13 protein-coding genes and 1 tRNA gene are annotated in these 16,777 nt (G+C 71.2%); 5 read left to right on the top strand and 9 right to left on the bottom strand.

Annotated features, from left to right (window positions below; genetic code table 11):
- The first annotated feature begins 26 nt into the window (after positions 1 to 26).
- The 4 genes from ACYVOM_RS18825 to ACYVOM_RS18810 all read left to right on the top strand — a co-directional run bounded on the left by ACYVOM_RS18825 (position 27) and on the right by ACYVOM_RS18810 (position 3,111).
- A complete protein-coding gene (locus ACYVOM_RS18825; RefSeq protein WP_460304713.1) occupies positions 27 to 938 on the top strand; it encodes an LLM class F420-dependent oxidoreductase in 912 nt (303 codons plus the stop codon).
- A 112-nt stretch (positions 939 to 1,050) separates the two neighbouring features.
- The gene (locus ACYVOM_RS18820) at positions 1,051 to 1,560 is read left to right on the top strand and encodes a response regulator transcription factor (protein WP_460304712.1); all 510 of its coding nucleotides are present in this window, start codon (positions 1,051 to 1,053) and stop codon (positions 1,558 to 1,560) included.
- Between the two features lie 251 nt (positions 1,561 to 1,811).
- On the top strand, positions 1,812 to 3,017 hold the full coding sequence (locus ACYVOM_RS18815; protein WP_460304711.1) for an MFS transporter: 1,206 nt from the start codon (positions 1,812 to 1,814) through the stop codon (positions 3,015 to 3,017).
- Between the two features lie 20 nt (positions 3,018 to 3,037).
- Positions 3,038 to 3,111 (top strand) — tRNA-Lys (locus tag ACYVOM_RS18810).
- A 6-nt stretch (positions 3,112 to 3,117) separates the two neighbouring features.
- Here ACYVOM_RS18810 and ACYVOM_RS18805 read toward each other — a convergent pair.
- The 7 genes from ACYVOM_RS18805 to ACYVOM_RS18775 all read right to left on the bottom strand — a co-directional run bounded on the left by ACYVOM_RS18805 (position 3,118) and on the right by ACYVOM_RS18775 (position 12,249).
- A complete protein-coding gene (locus ACYVOM_RS18805) occupies positions 3,118 to 5,031 on the bottom strand; it encodes a phenylacetate--CoA ligase family protein (RefSeq protein WP_460304710.1) in 1,914 nt (637 codons plus the stop codon).
- Complete coding sequence (locus ACYVOM_RS18800; RefSeq protein ID WP_460304709.1) at positions 5,031 to 5,426, bottom strand: hypothetical protein; 396 nt, start codon at positions 5,424 to 5,426, stop codon at positions 5,031 to 5,033. The genes ACYVOM_RS18805 and ACYVOM_RS18800 overlap by 1 nt, the downstream gene beginning before the upstream one ends.
- A 34-nt stretch (positions 5,427 to 5,460) precedes the next feature.
- On the bottom strand, positions 5,461 to 7,551 hold the full coding sequence (locus ACYVOM_RS18795) for a hypothetical protein (protein ID WP_460304708.1): 2,091 nt from the start codon (positions 7,549 to 7,551) through the stop codon (positions 5,461 to 5,463).
- Between the two features lie 97 nt (positions 7,552 to 7,648).
- Positions 7,649 to 8,497 carry a HupE/UreJ family protein gene (locus ACYVOM_RS18790; RefSeq protein ID WP_460304707.1) on the bottom strand — a complete coding sequence of 283 codons (849 nt, stop codon included), beginning with the start codon at positions 8,495 to 8,497 and terminating at the stop codon, positions 7,649 to 7,651.
- 23 nt (positions 8,498 to 8,520) lie between these two features.
- Positions 8,521 to 8,910: a hypothetical protein gene (locus ACYVOM_RS18785; protein WP_460304706.1), complete on the bottom strand. Its 390-nt coding sequence runs from the start codon at positions 8,908 to 8,910 to the stop codon at positions 8,521 to 8,523.
- Positions 8,911 to 9,049: 139 nt separating this feature from the next.
- Positions 9,050 to 10,165, bottom strand: a complete 1,116-nt coding sequence (locus ACYVOM_RS18780) for an acyltransferase family protein (protein WP_460304705.1) — start codon at positions 10,163 to 10,165, stop codon at positions 9,050 to 9,052.
- A 290-nt stretch (positions 10,166 to 10,455) separates the two neighbouring features.
- The gene (locus ACYVOM_RS18775) at positions 10,456 to 12,249 is read right to left on the bottom strand and encodes a tannase/feruloyl esterase family alpha/beta hydrolase (RefSeq protein ID WP_460304704.1); all 1,794 of its coding nucleotides are present in this window, start codon (positions 12,247 to 12,249) and stop codon (positions 10,456 to 10,458) included.
- A 230-nt stretch (positions 12,250 to 12,479) separates the two neighbouring features.
- Here ACYVOM_RS18775 and ACYVOM_RS18770 point away from each other — a divergent pair, with 230 nt between their 5' ends.
- A complete protein-coding gene (locus tag ACYVOM_RS18770) occupies positions 12,480 to 14,309 on the top strand; it encodes an ABC transporter ATP-binding protein (protein ID WP_460304703.1) in 1,830 nt (609 codons plus the stop codon).
- 7 nt (positions 14,310 to 14,316) lie between these two features.
- Here the strand turns inward: ACYVOM_RS18770 and ACYVOM_RS18765 are convergent, their stop codons facing one another.
- Together ACYVOM_RS18765 and ACYVOM_RS18760 are read right to left on the bottom strand one after the other, a co-directional pair.
- A complete protein-coding gene (locus ACYVOM_RS18765; RefSeq protein ID WP_460304702.1) occupies positions 14,317 to 14,556 on the bottom strand; it encodes an EF-hand domain-containing protein in 240 nt (79 codons plus the stop codon).
- A gap of 86 nt (positions 14,557 to 14,642) precedes the next feature.
- Entirely contained in the window at positions 14,643 to 16,775 is a 2,133-nt protein-coding gene (locus ACYVOM_RS18760; RefSeq protein WP_460304701.1) for a hypothetical protein, read from the bottom strand.
- Positions 16,776 to 16,777 lie beyond the last annotated feature (2 nt).

Below are 16,777 nucleotides of genomic sequence, written 5' to 3'. Positions count from 1 at the left end.
CGATACCAGACGGGAAGGTTTCCTCCATGGAACTCCGCATCTTCACCGAGCCCCAGGAAGGCGCCACCTACGGCGACCTCCTCGCGGTCGCCCAGCAGGCAGAGCGCCTCGGTTTCGGGGCGTTCTTCCGCTCCGACCACTACCAGCAGATCGCCGGCGGCGGCAGCGGCTTGCCCGGCTCCACCGACGCGTGGCTGACGCTGGCGGCCCTCGCCCGCGAGACGTCGACGATCCGGCTCGGCACGCTCGTGACCAGCGCCACCTTCCGGCTCCCCGGCCCGCTGGCCATCAGCGTCGCCCAGGTCGACGAGATGAGCGGCGGACGGGTCGAGCTCGGCCTCGGCGCGGGCTGGTACCAGGCCGAGCACGAGTCCTACGGCATCCCGTTCCCGCCCACCGGCGAGCGGTTCGAGCGCCTTGAGGAGCAGCTGGACATCATCACCGGCCTGTGGCGCGCCGAAGGCCGCTTCGACTACGCGGGCAGGCACTACACGATCACCGACTCGCCCGCCCTGCCCAAGCCCGTCCAGGCGGGCGGCCCGCCGATCCTCATCGGCGGCACCGGGCCCAAGCGCACACCGCGCCTTGCCGCGAAGTTCGCCGCCGAGTACAACGTGCCGTTCGGCTCCATCCCCGACACCGGAGCCGCCTTCGACCGGGTCCGCGCCGCCGCCGGAGGCCGCGAACTCGTCTACTCCGCCGCGCAGGTCGTGTGCTGCGGCCGGGACGACGCCGAGATCGCCCGGCGGGCCAAGGCGATCCACCGCGACGTCGAGGAGCTCCGCGAGAACGGATTCACCGGCAGCCCCGCCGAGGTCGTCGACCGGATCGGAAGGTTCGCCGAACTCGGCGCGACCCGCCTCTATCTCCAGGTCCTCGACCTGTCCGACCTCGACCACCTCGAGCTGATCGCCTCGGAAGTGATGCCGCAACTGTAGGCGGCGCGCGGATCTCGTCCGGGATCAGTGACCGCCGGGTATACCGCCGGTCATGTCCGGGGGGTTACGATCCCCCCTCCAGACGGGCGATCGCAACGGAGTGGAGCCGGCGATGGGCACGATGGGTGACGGGCGTGAACCCGTCAGGGTCCTGGTGGTGCACGCGGACGCCCTGACAAGGGCGGACCTCGTGGGCCGCTTCGCCATCCCCGGTGAGACCGTGGTGGTCGGCGACACCCCCGCCGACCCCCTGCCCCATGTCCTGCGGCTGCGGCCCGACGTCGTCGTCCTCGACGATCCGGCGTTCGCGTCCGCGCTGGACAAGCGGTGCCGGGTCCTGGTGCTCGGCGCGGACCTGCCCGAGGCGGGTGAGCCCATGGACCTGATCCGGGCCGTGCGGGCCGCCGCGAAGGCGGGGCTGGGCCTTTCGGCCCGCGAGTCGGAGGTCATGGACCTCATCGCGTCGGGCCGCTCCAACGGCGAGATCGCCCGTGAGCTGTATCTCAGCGAGAAGACCATCAAGAACCACGTGAACCGGATCTACGCCAAGCTCGGCGTGCCGAACCGGGCCGTGGCGATCGCGCTGTGGCGCGGCGTCCTCGCGGAGCGCGCCATCGGCTAGCGGAGCGTGATGCAACGGTTACCCTCCGGCCGTCAACCGGGCGGAGGGTCCGCGCATCCTCTTCCCGTACGTCGAAGGGAAGGGACGCGCTCATGTACTGGATATAGAGGTCAGGGGCCTGCCGGAGGGCCTCGCCCGGTCAAAAGAACATAAAATTATGGATCGTGCCAAATGCCCCGGTCCCTGAAGCTTCCGCCGAAGCACCCGAAAACCTCCGGAAGCCCACCCGGACGGCGTGGATCCTCGCGTCCGTGGCGGTGCTCGCCTACGTGGCGGCCGTGCTCCACCGGACGTCCTTCGGCGTCGCGGCGATCGAGGCGACCGAGCGGTTCGGCATCTCTGCGGGCGTCCTGTCCTCGTTCACCGTCCTCCAGGTGCTCGTCTACGCGTCGCTCCAGATCCCCGTCGGCGTTCTGCTGGACCGGTACGGCCCCCGCGTCATGATCGCGCTCGGCGCCCTGCTCATGGCCGCCGGCCAGATCCTGCTCGCCTTCGCCCCGAACGTCGCGACCGCCGTCGGGGCGCGGATCCTCGTCGGCGCGGGCGACGCGGCGACCTTCATCAGCGTGCTCGGGCTCATCACCGGATGGTTCCCGCCCCGGCAGGCCCCGCTGGCCACCCAGCTGATCGCCATGCTCGGCCAGATCGGCCAGGTCCTCTCCGCGGTCCCCCTCGTCGCGCTCCTGCACGGACCCGGCTGGCCAACGGCCTTCGGCTCGGTCGCGGCCGTCGGCGTGCTCGTCGGGATCCTCGCCGTGCTCGTCCTCAGGGACCCGCCGGTCCATATCGCCTCCCGCGGCTCGGGAGCCCCCCGCGAACGGCTCCTGGCGTCCCTGGGGGCCGCGTGGAGGCGCCCCGGGACCCGCCTCGGCATGTGGACCCACTTCACCACCCAGGTCGCCGCCAACTGCTTCGCGCTGATGTGGGGCTACCCCTACCTCGTCACCGCGCAGGGCCTCTCCCCCTCGACGGCCGGGGCCTTCCTCACCCTCTTCGTCATCGCGACGATGACCGCCGGGCCCGTCCTCGGCCGCGTCCTCGGACCCCGCCCGCACTGGCGCACCCGGACGGCGATCGGGATCGTCCTCGTGATCGCCGCCCTGTGGGCGGTGGTCCTCCTGTGGCCCGGACACGCGCCGCTCTGGCTGCTGGTCCTCCTCATCGTCATGACGTCGGTCGGCGGACCCGCCAGCATGATCGGCATGGACCACGCGCGCGACCACAACCCCTTGGCCAGCCACGGCGTGGCCGCCGGGATCGTCAACGGCGGCGGCTTCTTCGCCGCCATGCTCGCCATCCTCGCCATGGGCCTGATCCTCGACTTCGCCAGCCCGTCCGGCGGCTTCACCCCCGAAGCCTTCCGCCTCGCCTGGCTGGCCCTCTACCCCCTCTGGGCCCTCGGCCTGTTCCAGATCATCCGCACCGCCCGATTCGCACAACTCACCCCACCCCGGTAGTCTTTCTCCGTCACCAAGACGCGCCGCTAGCTCAGTTGGTTAGAGCAGCTGACTCTTAATCAGCGGGTCCGGGGTTCGAGTCCCTGGCGGCGCACCGTGATCAGAAGGCCCGCTCTCCCGGGAGCGGGCCTTCTGCGTCTCCTCCCGCTCCCGCGCTCTCGGCCAGATGCTCGTCGAGCTCCCCGGCCACGGTCAGGGCGATGTCACGCGCGGCGATCAGATAGCGCAGCGCGCGAGCCGGATCCGACGGCGGCGGGCGGTGCTCGCAGGCGACTTCGACGGCTTCGACGGCGAACGACTCCACCGGATCCAGCTCCGCCGCCAGGACCCTGGAGGTCCGGGTCTCCCTCTCCTCGAAGACCACATGGCGGTAACGACACGCGTTGACCAGGACCTTGTGCGCGAGGTGAGCGGTCGCCGGTCCGTCCTCCAACGCGGCCTCCGGTTCGGCGCACCGGTGCCAGAGCGTGTCGGCGGCGGCCCGGCACCAGTGGAGGCCCTCCAGCGCGACGGCCCGCGAGTCCGGCCAGACGAGAGGGGGAACCTTCCCGATCAGCGCGACCCCCTCGCAGATCAACCGGCAGGTGGCCATCGGCGACCACGTCGCGAAGCCGTCCGGCCCGGCGACCGTCACGCGGAGGGCGGGCATCCGGCGGCGCATGAGGCGGATCGGCCCGATCCACGCCTCCGGCGGCACGTCGGTCACCAGGGTCAGGTCGACATCGCTGCGCCGGGTCCAGAAGCGCGGTTCGAGCAGGGAACCCGTGATGACCGCCGCCTGCGGCACCAGGCCGATCCCGGCGCACCACCGCTCCAGCCAGTCCGCCAGGTCCTCGACCGACGGGCCCAGACGGACCGCGGTCCCCGAGGGATGGACGGGCCGGCCGTCGGCGAGAGGGAAGTCCCCGGCCTCGTGCCGGTGGAAACTCACCCTCGTCCGCAGTCCCAGGGCCGCGCGGAGGGCCACTGCCGCGCTCTCCCTGTCCGCCTCGGCGAGCGGCGCACGCGCCTGGTAGTCGACCCGGACCTCGCCGGGCCCCTCCTGCGCCAGGGAGATCCGGTCCACCGGAAGCGCGATCATCCTCTTGATGAACAGGCTGCTGGAGACGAGTTCGCCCTCGTCCGTCACCAGATGATCGGGGGTCCTGGCCCCGGTGAGCGCGAAGACGGGCTCGGCTCGGCCGCAGCGGCACCCGTCCGGCAGCCACCGCGCCCGGTCCCCGCTCCGGTACCTGATGAGGGGCATCGCCCGGTTCGAGAGCGGCGTGACGAGCACGTCCCCGTCCGCGATCTCGACATGGCAGGAGCTCGGTTCACCGTGGTAGGCGCCGACGGAGGCCGGGCATTCGGTGGCCACTATGCCGACCTCGGCCATCGTGTAGAGGGACGACGCCGGGCAGTCGAACCGCGCCTCGATCCTCGCGCGCAGCTCCGGTGTGCAGCTCTCCCCCGACATGAAGACCGCGGCGGGCGCCGAGGTCACCCGGTCGCCCAGCCGCTCCGCGAGGAGGCCGACCACGGACGGCTTGGCGGTGAGGATGCGGCCTGCGGCCTCCCGCTCGAACTTCGCGGCGAAGGCCCGGTCGTCGAGCTGCCACAGGCGGGCGAGATTCCAGCGGATGAGGACGTTGCCGTCTCCCCAGGGCGAGACCATCGCCCCCGACGGACCCGGCGCGTGCAGAGTGAGATGGAGGATCCCCGGACTCCCGTGGACCGCGAACCGTGCGGCGTGTTCCAGAAGGAGCCGGATCTCCAGAGCCTGGGGCGGACGGTCGAAGAGCACCGTCAGCGGCTCCCCGGTCGTCCCTGACGTCGAGGTGGCCAGCCAGTCCTCGGGGTCGCCCGCCAGCGAGTGCAGGGACCGGCCCGCCCGCTGTACGTCGACGCGGTCGAGGACCGGAATTCCTGCCAGACCTTCACCGATCGCGGGGATCTCGATCCGCCCGTAGTACGGCACGTTCTCACGAGCGTATTCCAGCAGTTCGATGATCTCGGCGGGGATCTTCTCCGGCATCAGCCGTCCAGTATCCCGAGCAGGTTCAGATCGATCCTGTTGACGATCTGCCGGAGCATTCTCTTCTCCATGCCATGGGCCATCCAGAAATCGTCGAGCCGTCTTCTGTACTCCGCGTGCTCGCCGAGCCTGCCGAGGCTCTCCCTGACCACCTGGTATTCGAGGACGATGAGGATCGCGTCGAGGTAAGTGCCGTCGAGGCCTTGTTCCGCCCACGCGGACCGGATCTCCGCTTTCAGCGCCTCCTCCTCCGCAGCGGCTGCGCCGTCTCTTCCGACTTCTCGTCCGACGAGCTCGGCGTAGCGGTTCAGCTTGCCCTTCAGGCGGGCGGGGACCTCCGGGTCCGACTCGAAGAGCAGTGGATTTCGGATCACCGTCCGGCCGGGCTGCGGCATCGGTCTCTGCCTTCTGCGACGAAGCATCCCGCCCTCATCCTTCCGGTGTTTCCAGATCGCTGAGCATTTCCGCCGCCAATTCGGCGACTCGGGTGTTCGCGGCGCCGGTCGCACAGACCTGACGCACCAGGCCGAGCGCGAGTTCCCGGTGCCCACGGGCCAGCGCGATCTGCGCGTAGGAGAGATTGGCGCGCGCGATTCCGGCGTCGTATCCGCTGTCGGCCATTCCCTGCACCGCCCGGTCCAGCCGGTCCGCCGCCGCATCGAACCGGTCGCTCTTGGCGTCCATGAGCGCCAGATTGACGAGGGACTCCCAGTGGTGTTTCGACTCCTCGCCGGAATGGGCGAAAGCCCACTCGTAGGCGCGCCACGCGTCGGCGGGCCGGCCCGCCCGCTCATAGACGTGGCCGAGCTGCTTGTTGACGATCACGAGCAGTTCCCGCTCCTGGTGCTCCCCGGCCAGCCGCAGCGCCCGCTCGTACGACCGGAGCGCCGATTCCACGTCACCGCGCATCAGCGCCAGAAGACCCTGGTGGGAGGTCAGATGGGCGTGCACCGCAGTGTCTCCCGCGCCCAGCCGCGCGGCGGCGAGGCGCAGGGACTCCTCGGCCTCCGGGAAGGAGCCGAGCTGCACGAGTTTGCGCGCGATCCGCATCCTCAGCTCCACCTCGGTGTCCGCCGACCCTGTCTCGACGGACGCCCTCACCCCCAGCCTCGCCATCGCGAGATAGGCGTCCCAGCGGCCGCGGCGGCTGAACTCCTCCAGGGTCTGCGGGCAGGAGACCTCCAGCAGTTCCGGCCAGGCCTCGATCCGGGCCAGGTTGTGGGCGACCGCGGTGAACACCTCGGCCAGAGGTGAGATGTCCCGGTGGGCCGCCCGCCAGGTTCGGGAGATCCCTGCCAGCGCCGTGGCGACGGCCGCGGCCTCCTCACCGACGGCGGCGGGATGGACGGCCCTCAGGTTGGCCACCACGACGGTCGGGACGGCGATCGTGGGCTGGACGCGATCGATCAGCGCACGGCGCAGCAGGACCCCGAGCTCGTCCTCCAGTCCGCGCAGCGAGACCCTGCCCGCGTAGGTGAGGATCGCGGTGATGTCCGAACCGTGGAAGAGCGCCAGACGGGTCAGCGCGCGCACGGCCGATGGCTCCAGGCGCAGCAGGATGTGCTGGACCAGTCGGGAAGCGGACGCCGCGGAGTCCGGAAGCAGTTCCAGCGGACGGTCCTTGAGATACCCCAGCGCCATTTCGAGGGTGCGCGGATGCGCGCAGACGGCTTCCGGCAGCTTCCTCAGCACCTCGTCGATGTCGATCCGGAGGTCGAGCAGGCCGGCCGTGTGACGGGCGAACTCGCGGCACTCCTGCGCGGAGAGCTCGGGAACGTGCAGGGTGCCGACACCGACGCCCGGCTCGACGCCTTCGGCCGAGGCGGCGAGCACCTTGACGCCGTCGAGCCCCTCCAGCGCCGGCAGCAGCGCCGCCCGCGTGGCGGCGTCGGCCAGGTGCAGGCCGTCGATGAGCACGAGGACGCCTATCCCCTGGAGGCCCGCCGTCAGCTGGCGCAGCGTCGCCGGTCGGGGCGCCTGCTGGAGTTCGTTGTCGTCGACCGCCCTGCCGAAGCCCGCCAGGAAGCGGTTGAACCGGCCCAGGACGAAGCCCATGTCCTCTGCCTGGTAACCGTCGAAGGCGAGCCAGATGCCGTACCTGAAGTCGGTCCGGCATTCCATGGCGATCTGCGTGAGCAGCGTCGTCTTGCCCGATCCGGGCAGCCCGTGGACGACGGTGGGCCGAGCCTGTTCCCTGACCATCGCCACTCCGGCGGAGACCAGGGCGCCGCGGCGCCACAGGTCCGAGCGTCGGCCCAACATGACGATCGCCTCGTCGAGGGTCCTGCCCCGCTCGTCGATCCGCACGTCGGGCGGCCTGGACACGTCGTCGCCCTGGAGCAGGAAAGCCGCGCAGCCCAGCGCGACGCCGGCCACCGCGCAGATGACGAAGACCGTCCAGGCGTTGTCGGCGACCCAGCCGAGCGGTCCGGGAAGCGGGCCGCTGGTGGCGATGTTCGTCACCGTGGGGAAGACGACCCCCGTCACGACGAGCCCGGTCACGATGACGGCGCCGTTCACCGTTCTTCTGTCTATGTTCGCCTCCCGCGCCCCAGGGTAGGCGCTGCGATGGCGGTGGCAGAAGGACTCGAGCGTTCGTCGGGCTGTCCGGAGCGGGTCAGAGGAGGGTTCGGGTGGTGAGCCAGTAGAGGCTGATCAGGATGACGGGGGTGGTGAGGGTGCGAAGGGCCCAAGGGGACGGGAAGCGGCGGCGGAGGAAGGTGAGGAGGGGGTAGGCGACGGCGATCAGGGCCAGTTGGGTGGCTTCGATGCCGAGGTTGAAGCTGAGGAGGGGTATCAGGAGGGACCAGGAGGGGTCCTCGGCGAGGTCGAGGGAGGCGGCGAAGCCCAGGCCGTGGACGAGGCCGAAGAGGAAGACCACGGGGAGGCGCCACCGGCCGAGGCGCTCGTCGGAGCCGCCGAAGAGGTTGGCGACGGCCACGACGCCGATCGACGCGGCGATGACGGGCTCGACGATCGACGCGGGGGCGCTCACGTGGCCGAGGGCGGCGAGAAGGAACGTGACGCTGTGGGCGGCGGTGAAGGCCGTCGCGGTGAGGACGACGTCACGCAGCCGGCGGGCGCCCAGGAGGAGGGCGAACAGGAAGCAGAGGTGGTCCAGGCCGAGCAGGAGGTGCTCGACGCCCAGCTTGAAGAACTCCGCGACGCTCGCCGTGGTCTGCTCCGCACCGACCGGCACGGTCGGGTCCTGCTCGGTGAGGACTGCGGAGGCCGCGACGCCGTCGAGGTCGTAGGTGAGGAGCGTCTTCGTGCTGTGGACGAAGTTCTCCATCTCGGGGAAGAGCGCACTGGAGATCTCGTGGCGGCCGCCCGGCTCTCCGGCGCAGTCGAAGGCGAGGGTCAGCTTCGCGAAGGCCTTCTCCCCCCGGGTGACGATGTCGGCGCCGCCCGTCTGGGCGGCGGCGCACCGGTCGCCCTCGTAGCCGACGGCGAAGCGCGCCGACACGTAGTCGAGGACCGCGTCGCGGTTCAGGGCGAGCTGCCTGAGCTGCTCCTCCTCCCCCTTGGCCTCGTAGGCCTCGGCGTATAGCTGTGGTACTGGGCCTCGGTGGAGTTGGATCCGACGTCGAAGCGCAGGTACGACGAGCCGAGCGTCTTGGCGGCGTCGATCGGCGTGCCGTCCATGGTGAGCGCGGTGACGCTTTCCTGCGCCGTGGTGGGCACCGCGCTGAACTTCTGGGTGCCTTCGAGGTACGAGCCGTCCGCGGGGGTGAGGACGGGCGGGGTGGCGGTTTCGGACGGTTCGGTGGGCCGCGGTTTCACGGGGGCCGCGTAGGCCGTCGCCGCCAGGTTGACGGCGATCAGCGTGGTGGCCGCCGTGGCTGCGCGCAGCCATCTGCGGGTTCTTGCAGGCTGCATCTCGGGTGCAGTCCCTTCGGAGAGGAGACGAACACCGAAACGCTGGATCACTCAGGTGAACGGAGCGGGGCGGGAGATCGAGAAGATCACCAACAGGGCAAGCATTCCGGACATAAAGCCAAAATAAGGATCTCGTCCCTCACGCCCGCACACCCCGGGCGGCGGGCACGGGCAGGGGCGGCGGTTCCGCGGCGACCGGCGCGTCCGTCGGCACAGGCGGCGGCGCGTACGCCGCGGACGCCGGACGCGGCTTCGGGGCACGGTGCTTGAAGAGCCAGTCCGTCGGCGGTTCCAGGACGGACCTGAACACGACCTGGGTGGGACGGCTGCACAGGATCACGCCCAGGACCACGCAGAGCGCGAGGGTGAGCAGGGCTCCGGCGGGCCCCCCGGGGACGAGGTCGAACCACTCGCCCGCCAGGACGATCCGGATGACCGCGTAGTGCAGCACGTACATGTAGAGGGAGCGGGAGCCCAGCCGGGAGACCGGTCCGGAGCGCGCCGGGATCAGGGACAGCACCGCCGCGCCGACCGCGATCGTGCCGAAGAGGGCGAGGAAGCGCAGCCCGGTGCCGACCGGGGCGACGAACCCGGCGTCGGCGTAGGAGCGGTTCCACAGGCCGCGGAAGAACTCCCTGCCGTCCATGAACTCCGGGAGGACCAGGAGGATCACGGCGAACTCGGCGACGAGCACCCCGACGGCGGCGAGCCGGACCGCCGGGCGGCGCAGGATCTCGAAGTGCTCGCGCTTGACCAGCAGGCCGAGCACGAAGAACGGGAGCATCGACAGGATCTTCGTGAAGATCCCCATCTGCGAAAGACCCGCCACGAGGGAGACGAAGACCGCCACCGGGAACGGATGTCGCATCTGCCACCAGAGCGGAGCGCTTCCCCGCCACACGAACATCGCGGTGAGGAACCACAGATGGGTGTAGGGCGACAGCGGCGAGAACTCGAACGGGCGCAGGCCGAGCACCGCGTCGAGGATCTTGTAGAGCAGGTCGAAGGCCAGGTAGGCGAGCGCGATCTTCGCGATGAGCCTGCGCGCCCTGCCGGTCGAGCGCAGGAACCCCTGGCTGAAATATCCGACGAGGAACGCGAACACCGGCATCCGGAACGACGAGCCCATCGCCTCGAACGCCGTGAACCACCGGCCGAGGTCGACCCAGGTGAAGGCGTGACCGACGACGACCAGGCAGCCGATGACGAATTTGGCGTTGTCGAAATACGCCTCACGACCGGCCGGACGACTCAAGACACACTCCGCTCGCCGATGGCTTCCAGAACGGACGAAAACCGCTGCCCCCCGACTCCAGGGGAGCTTAGGATATAAGCGAAGAAAGGTCTCCGCCCGCCCCCGTGAAGCAAGCGGCTTCGCTGAACCTTCGCATGCGGCAGGGCCCTGGCGTGCGGATTCCATGGATCGGAGACGAAGAACCTGCGTCCGCAGGCAGTGCCCGCCCCTTCGGGTACGGCGTGTCCCGCCCGATCCGCGCATACCGCCGCCGCAGAATTCACGAAAGTGAAAAGTGCGGCAACATCCTGTCATGGCAATCGGTCCGCCCGGTCGCGGCGGCGCAATTCCCCGCGCGCCAGCCAGGTGTCCCGGGGGCGGCAGACCAGGGCGGCGTCGGCAGCCTCGCACCAGGTCCGGTAGTCCCCCGAGTAGAGCCGCTGACCGAGCCAGCGGAGGTCGGCCGCCGCGTCGGCCGGCGTCTCCTGCGCGAAGTTCGCGGCGTCGTCGGGGTCGCCCGCCCCCGTGTAGCGGGCGACCGCCGGATACGGGTGGACGGGGCGGGTGACGTGCCCGTCGCCGGACGCGAGGATCTCCCCCGGCTCGGCGCCGGTCTCCGTCCACGCCATCAGGGGCGTCAGGACGTCGAAGCGGCCGGGGCCCTGGCCGCCGGCGCAGTGCGCGACTCCGGGGAAGAGGTAGAGCCTGGCGAGGGAGTCCGCGGCGGTGCCCATGGCCGTGCGTACGGCCTCGTAGTAGGCGAGCGTGTTCCTCGGCGCGATGTACTGGTCGTTCCAGCCGTGCCAGAGCAGCAGCTTGCCTCCGGAGCGCTGGAACGCGCCGAGATCGGGATCCATGGCGGCCAGGTGACCCGAGGAGCGGATCAGATCGGCGAACGCACTCGCGGTGAACTTGAGGTCCGTCAGCCTCCATCCCGGATCGACCACGTTCACGCGGCCCAGGTAGCGGCCGTAGGCGAGAACCGCCTTCTCGCTGTAGGTCTTCTGGCCGGCCCGCTCGGGCACGAACAGGTTCCAGCCCAGCTCCGATCCCCATTCGTGGGCGACCTGCGGCTCCAGCCGCTCCCCTTGCGCGTCGACCGCGCCGTCGTGCAGCCGCCGGACCGCGCCGACCTCCGCCGCGGTGAGGCAGCGGGCGGGCCTCTGGCCGGGCGCGCAGCGCAGGGTCCCCGGGTCGAAGTCGCAGCGGCGCGGGTCGGCGAGGACTCCGTCGGCGAGCCCGTCCAGCCTGTCGCAGGCCGCGAGGACGGCCCGGTGGAGCAGCGGGAGCCGACCGGCCAAAAGGACGGGGTCGCCGTGGGCGTCGCGGTTGGCCAGCACGCTCCAGCCGTGGTGGAAGAAGTTCTGCACGACGAGGTTGTTGGCGGGGGCGCCCGCGACGATCCCGTCGAAGTCGTCCGGGTAGCGCTGGGCCTCCATCAGGCCCTCGCGGCCGCCGTCGGAGCAGCCGACGAAGTAGGAGTAGGCGGGCGGGCTGCCGTAGAACCGGGCGATGACCGCCTTGGCGACCTGGGCCGTGACGTGCACGGCGCGGTAGGCGAAGTCGATCTGCGCCTGCGGGTCGTACGCCGCCCAGGACCCGTCGTCGCGGCCCTGGTGGCCCATGTCGGTGGTCGCCGTCGCGGCGGTGCCCGCTCTGACCACGGGGCAGTTCGCGGCCTTTCCGTAGTTGATGACCGCTCTGCCGCATCTGCCGCCGCACCCCGTCTGCACGTAACGCCGTGTCCAGCCGTCGACGGGCAGGCGCAGCACAACGGTGTCGTCGGGTGCGACGACGGCCTTCACCTCGCAGTACGGCGCGCCCGCTCCCCTGGCCGTCACCCTCGCCGAGCGGATCGACGCGTAGGAGTCGGCGACGCCGTCCAGCGACAGGGCCTCAAGTTCCGAGCACCCCATGACCGGCGGCAGCGCCTGGAGCGCCGCGAGCCCCCGCCCCATCTTCGGAGGTCGCTGCGCCGTCTTACGCGGTGTCTCGACCGGCTCTTCCCCGCCCCGCACCGAGACGAACGCCGCGAGGAGCACCAGCACGCCGAACACGGCCAGGACGATCCTGACCCGCGCTCCTCTTCCAGCGATCCCGTGCATGAACTGATGCTTCCCCGCTGAAGATCGTCGGCCCCCTCCGCGGTCGACGAAAATCCACCCGGGGATAATTCCGACATTATAGATAGAGAAGATCAGGTTTCGTGCCGTGCGCGCACTTCGGCGGGAGGCGGCGGAACCCGCTGGCCACAGGGTTGTGGCCGGAAAATGGTTCGACCCGGGCGGCGCGGGCGGGAGAGCATGGAGGCCTTCGGCTGCTCTGGGGAGGGCGGATGGCGGGGGACATGACGGGGGACATCGCGGGCGACGGGGAACGGGCGGGCAAGGCCGCGGTGCTGCTGGCGCTCCGGTGGTACCTCGGAGAGCTGCGGCGGCAGTGGCGGATCGCGCTGCCGACCACGACACTGCCCGCCGCGGGCAACGTGTGCCTGTACTACCTGGCGCCGCTGTTCGTGGGCGCGCTCGTGGGACGGCTCGCCGAAGGCGGCGACGTGCCCGTCGGCGCGCTGCTGCCGTACGTGCTCGGCTTCGGCGGCGTCCTGCTCGCCGGCGAGGCCTGCTGGCGGGCCGGACTGCACTTCCTCAACCGGGTCGACGCGCGGGGCATCGAGCGGCTCGGCGCGCGGGCCATGGACGAACTGCTGGCCAAGGACGCGGCGTTCTTCCAGAACTCCTTCGCCGGATCGCTGACCAAGCGCGTCCTCGGATTCTCCAACGGGTTCGAGGAGTTCGCCGACACGATCACCTTCTCGGTCATGGCCGCGGTGATCCCCGTCCTGTTCGCCTCGGTGGTGCTGTGGCGATACGACCCGCTGCTCGTGGTGGTGCTGCTCGGCCTGATCGTCCTCACCGGGCTCATCTCGGCGCCGTTCATCCGGCGGCGGCAGCGGCTCGTGGACGAACGCGAGGCCGCCAAGGTGCGCGTGTCAGGACATGTCGCCGACATCCTGACGAACATGGAGACCGTCCGGGCCTTCGCGGCAGAGGAGAGGGAGGCCGCCGAATACCGCAGGAGGCTCGCCGAACAGCAGCGGCTCTCCCTGCGCTCGTGGGACTACGGCAACCTACGGGTCGACATGGCCGTCGCCCCGATGTCCGTCCTCACCAGCGCGCTCGGCCTGCTGCTCGCGGTGGCGCTGCGCGGCGGGCTCGGGCCCGAGGCCATCGTCGTGACCTTCGCCTACTACTCCAACGCGACCCGCATCATGTTCGAGTTCAACCAGGTGTACCGCCGCATGGAGAGCACCCTCACCGAGGCCGCCCAGTTCACCGAGCTGCTGCTGGTCCCCCCGACCGTCCTCGACCCCGCCGACCCCGAGCCGCCGCGCTCCGCCGACGCCGGCGTCCGCTTCGAGAAGGTCATCTTCACCCACGGCGGCGGCAGGTCACTCTTCGAAGGCCTCGACCTCGACATCGCCAGCGGCGCGAAGATCGGCCTCGTCGGCCGCTCCGGCGGCGGCAAGACCACCCTGACGCGGCTGCTGCTGCGGCTCATGGACGTCGAAGGCGGCCGGATCCTCATCGGCGGCCAGGACATCGCCCGGATCCGGCAGCGCGACCTGCGCGACCTCATCGCCTACGTCCCGCAGGAACCGGTGATGTTCCACAGGTCGGTCCGGGACAACATCGCCTTCGCCCGGCCCGGCGCCACCGACGCCGAGGTCCTGAGCGCCGCGCGGGCCGCGCACGTCACCGAGTTCACCGACCCGCTGCCCGCCGGCTGGAACACCCTGGTGGGCGAGCGCGGCGTGAAGCTGTCGGGCGGCCAGCGGCAGCGGGTGGCGCTCGCCCGCGCCCTGCTGCGCGACTCGCCCATCCTGCTTCTGGACGAGGCGACGAGCGCCCTGGACTCCGAGAGCGAGGCCCTCGTCCAGGAAGCCCTGTGGCGGCTCATGCGCGACCGGACGGCGCTCGTCGTCGCGCACCGGCTGAGCACCGTCGTGGCGATGGACCGGCTCGTCGTCCTCGACCGGGGCAAGGTCGTCGAGCAGGGCTCGCACCACGAGCTCCTCGACGCCCGAGGAACCTACGCCCGGCTGTGGCACCACCAGTCCGGCGGCTTCCTCACCGAGCAGGGCGACGTCCCCGCGGCGTCGTCCTGAGGGACGGTCAGTCGTCGGCGCCGAGCTCCGGGAGGTTCTTGGCCAGCGGCACGAACTCCTCCACCGACAGCAGACCGTTGTGGTCGACGTCGTACTCGGCGAACAGCGCCCCGACGATCCCGGACAGGTCGGCGACCTCCGTCGCCGGGAACATCCCGGCGATGGCCGCCGTCACCTCCTCGACGGTGAGCTGCCCATCCCCGTCGGTGTCGTACCGGGCGAATATCTCCACGTAATGATCGGACATGATTCCCTTCCTCCCCAACTCTTCCGGGCCCCGATCGTAGCCACCCCCGGTCCGTGAGTCCCCCTTCCCCACCGCGAAGGCCCCACTCACCGTCCCCCGGCCATCGCGCCGCGCACCCTGACCGACAGGAGCAGAAGCCACCGGCGCCACTCCGGCAGCAGCACCCGGATGAGGACCTCCTCGGCGACCGGGCGGCGGCCCGGATCCCCGGCGGCCCAGGCGCGGGTCAGGAGGACGGCGGCCTCGCGGCGCACCGGGCTCGGCCGCGCTCCCTTGACGACCGCGGCGACGAGCGCGGGACGGAGGCCCGGCTGGATCCGTGCCGCGTCCAGCCAGTGCCCGAACGCAGCCACCGCGTCGCGGAAGTCGGCGGGACGGTCCAGGACCGTCGCCCAGACCGCGGCGGCCCGCACCGGATCGCGCGCGACGGCGTCGGCGGGGCCCGGCACGCCGGGATCGGCGAAGAGCGCCAGAAGCAGCCGCGCGCCGAAGAGGCGGCGGTCGTGGTCGGCGGACGCCGCCTGGTAGAGGGCGAAGGACGCGACGGTCTGCGGATGGTCCTGGGCGAGCGCGCGCGTGCAGGTGAGCAGGTGCTTCCGGAGATCGCTCCGCCCCCTTGACAGCAGGTGGTCCACCTCGTCCAGCACCTTGCGCACCCCCTGCGCCCCGAACCCGGGAAGCAGGACGCGCAGCACGCGCACCGCGACGTCAAGGCGCCGCCCCGCCTCCAGGTGGCTGCGCCCTCCCGCGGTGCGCATCCAGCGCAGCATGGTCGCGAAGACCGCGGCCCCGTCCCGCGTCGCCAGGTCGACGGCCACCGCGGCCACCTCCTCGCGCACCTGCGCGTCGCCGGAGGTGGCCAGGTGCATCAGCCGCGTGAGCGCCACCGAGGGGTAGTCCTGCGCGATGACCTGGCACACGCGGGCCACCGTCAGCTTCAGCGTCTGCGGCGCGCGGCCCTCCCTCGACCAGTGGTAGAGGCAGGTTCGGATGCGTCCGCCGACGGCGGGGTCGAGGCAGGTCTCGGAGAGCACGACGAACGCGAGATCGGCGTCGTGGCGCGTCTCGGTCCACTCGCGGGCCTTCGAGGTGATCTTCTCGGGGGCGTCGCAGCGGACGGCCAGCGCGGCGAAGGTCCGGGCCAGCCGCTCCCTCTCCTGCGCCGCCCACGCGAGCTCCGGGTCGGTCGGCAGGTCGCCGAGCCAGCCGATGAGATCGGTCTGCGCGAGCGGGTACTCGGCGCAGACATGGTCGAGGACGGACTCGGCGAACCCGTGCCGCGGGAAGACGATCCGCCGGCCGTGCCGCTCGGCGTCCAGCAGTTCGTCGAGCGCGGCCGTCGGGGTCCAGGCCAGGCCCCCGCCCGGCGGCGTCGCCTCAAGGCGCCGGGTCAAGGGCAGCGCCGCGCCGTAGACCTTCCCGTCCTCCGCGGGCGCGACCGCCGTCGCGGCGATGAGCAGCGCGCGTTCCAGCGGGTCGGGGTGCCGCCCGAACCACTTGTGCAGTTCCTCCCTCCAGTGCCGGTAGGCGTTCACGACCTCCTGCGCGCCGCCGTCCTGCGCGCCGACAACATGGACGAGCCGGGCCAGGCGGACGGCGTCGCGCGGCGAGCCGTTCCGGACCAGGTCCTCGCCCTCCCTCCAGTTCAGCCACCGCCGCGGGACGCCGAGATCGCGCAGATGGCTGCGGTAGACGTCGAGGGACGACGGCGGTTCGACCTCGAGGGGGACCAGGAACTCCGCGAAGGCGCGGTGCTCGGCGGGCGGCCCGAAGACGACCGCGAACGCGTCTGCCGCACGGACCCTTTCGCGCAGGGCGCGGAGCTGGGACGGATCCTCGTCCCGCGCGCGCAGGAGATAGCCGCCCGCCATACGCGCGGCCACCTCCTCCAGATCGTCCTGGCCGGTGGAGAACCTCCTGATCCGGGACGCGGGCAGCAGCTCACGCAGGCACGCGATCGCCGTCGTCTCCAGCCCCGAGCCCGCAGGACCGGACAGCGCGACGAGCCTCTCCTCAGCGAGCGCGTCGATGATCGACCTGTGGCGGGCGACCCGCACGTACGTGCGGGCCCTTGCCGCGATCTCGTCGTCGGACAGGACCAGCCCGGGACGTGCCCGCGTGATCCTGATCTGCTCGATGACGAGGTCCCGCCCGACCGTGTTGCCGAAGGCATTGACGGCGTCGTCGCCGCTGATGTCGACGTCCTGGATGACGGTCACGG

The organism is Actinocorallia aurea (assembly GCF_054783995.1).
The sequence above is the reverse complement of the archived record's forward strand: the minus strand, read 5'-3'. Positions and strand labels throughout refer to the sequence as shown.

Excerpts from the sequence above, each read along its gene's own strand:
- ACYVOM_RS18825 (WP_460304713.1), top strand. The coding sequence starts at position 27 with ATGGAACTCCGCATCTTCACCGAGCCCCAGGAAGGCGCCACCTACGGC.
- ACYVOM_RS18820 (WP_460304712.1), top strand. The coding sequence starts at position 1,051 with ATGGGCACGATGGGTGACGGGCGTGAACCCGTCAGGGTCCTGGTGGTG.
- ACYVOM_RS18805 (WP_460304710.1), bottom strand. The coding sequence starts at position 5,031 with ATGCCGGAGAAGATCCCCGCCGAGATCATCGAACTGCTGGAATACGCT.
- ACYVOM_RS18800 (WP_460304709.1), bottom strand. The coding sequence starts at position 5,426 with ATGCCGCAGCCCGGCCGGACGGTGATCCGAAATCCACTGCTCTTCGAG.
- ACYVOM_RS18785 (WP_460304706.1), bottom strand. The coding sequence starts at position 8,910 with ATGCAGCCTGCAAGAACCCGCAGATGGCTGCGCGCAGCCACGGCGGCC.
- ACYVOM_RS18775 (WP_460304704.1), bottom strand. The coding sequence starts at position 12,249 with ATGCACGGGATCGCTGGAAGAGGAGCGCGGGTCAGGATCGTCCTGGCC.
- ACYVOM_RS18770 (WP_460304703.1), top strand. The coding sequence starts at position 12,480 with ATGGCGGGGGACATGACGGGGGACATCGCGGGCGACGGGGAACGGGCG.
- ACYVOM_RS18765 (WP_460304702.1), bottom strand. The coding sequence starts at position 14,556 with ATGTCCGATCATTACGTGGAGATATTCGCCCGGTACGACACCGACGGG.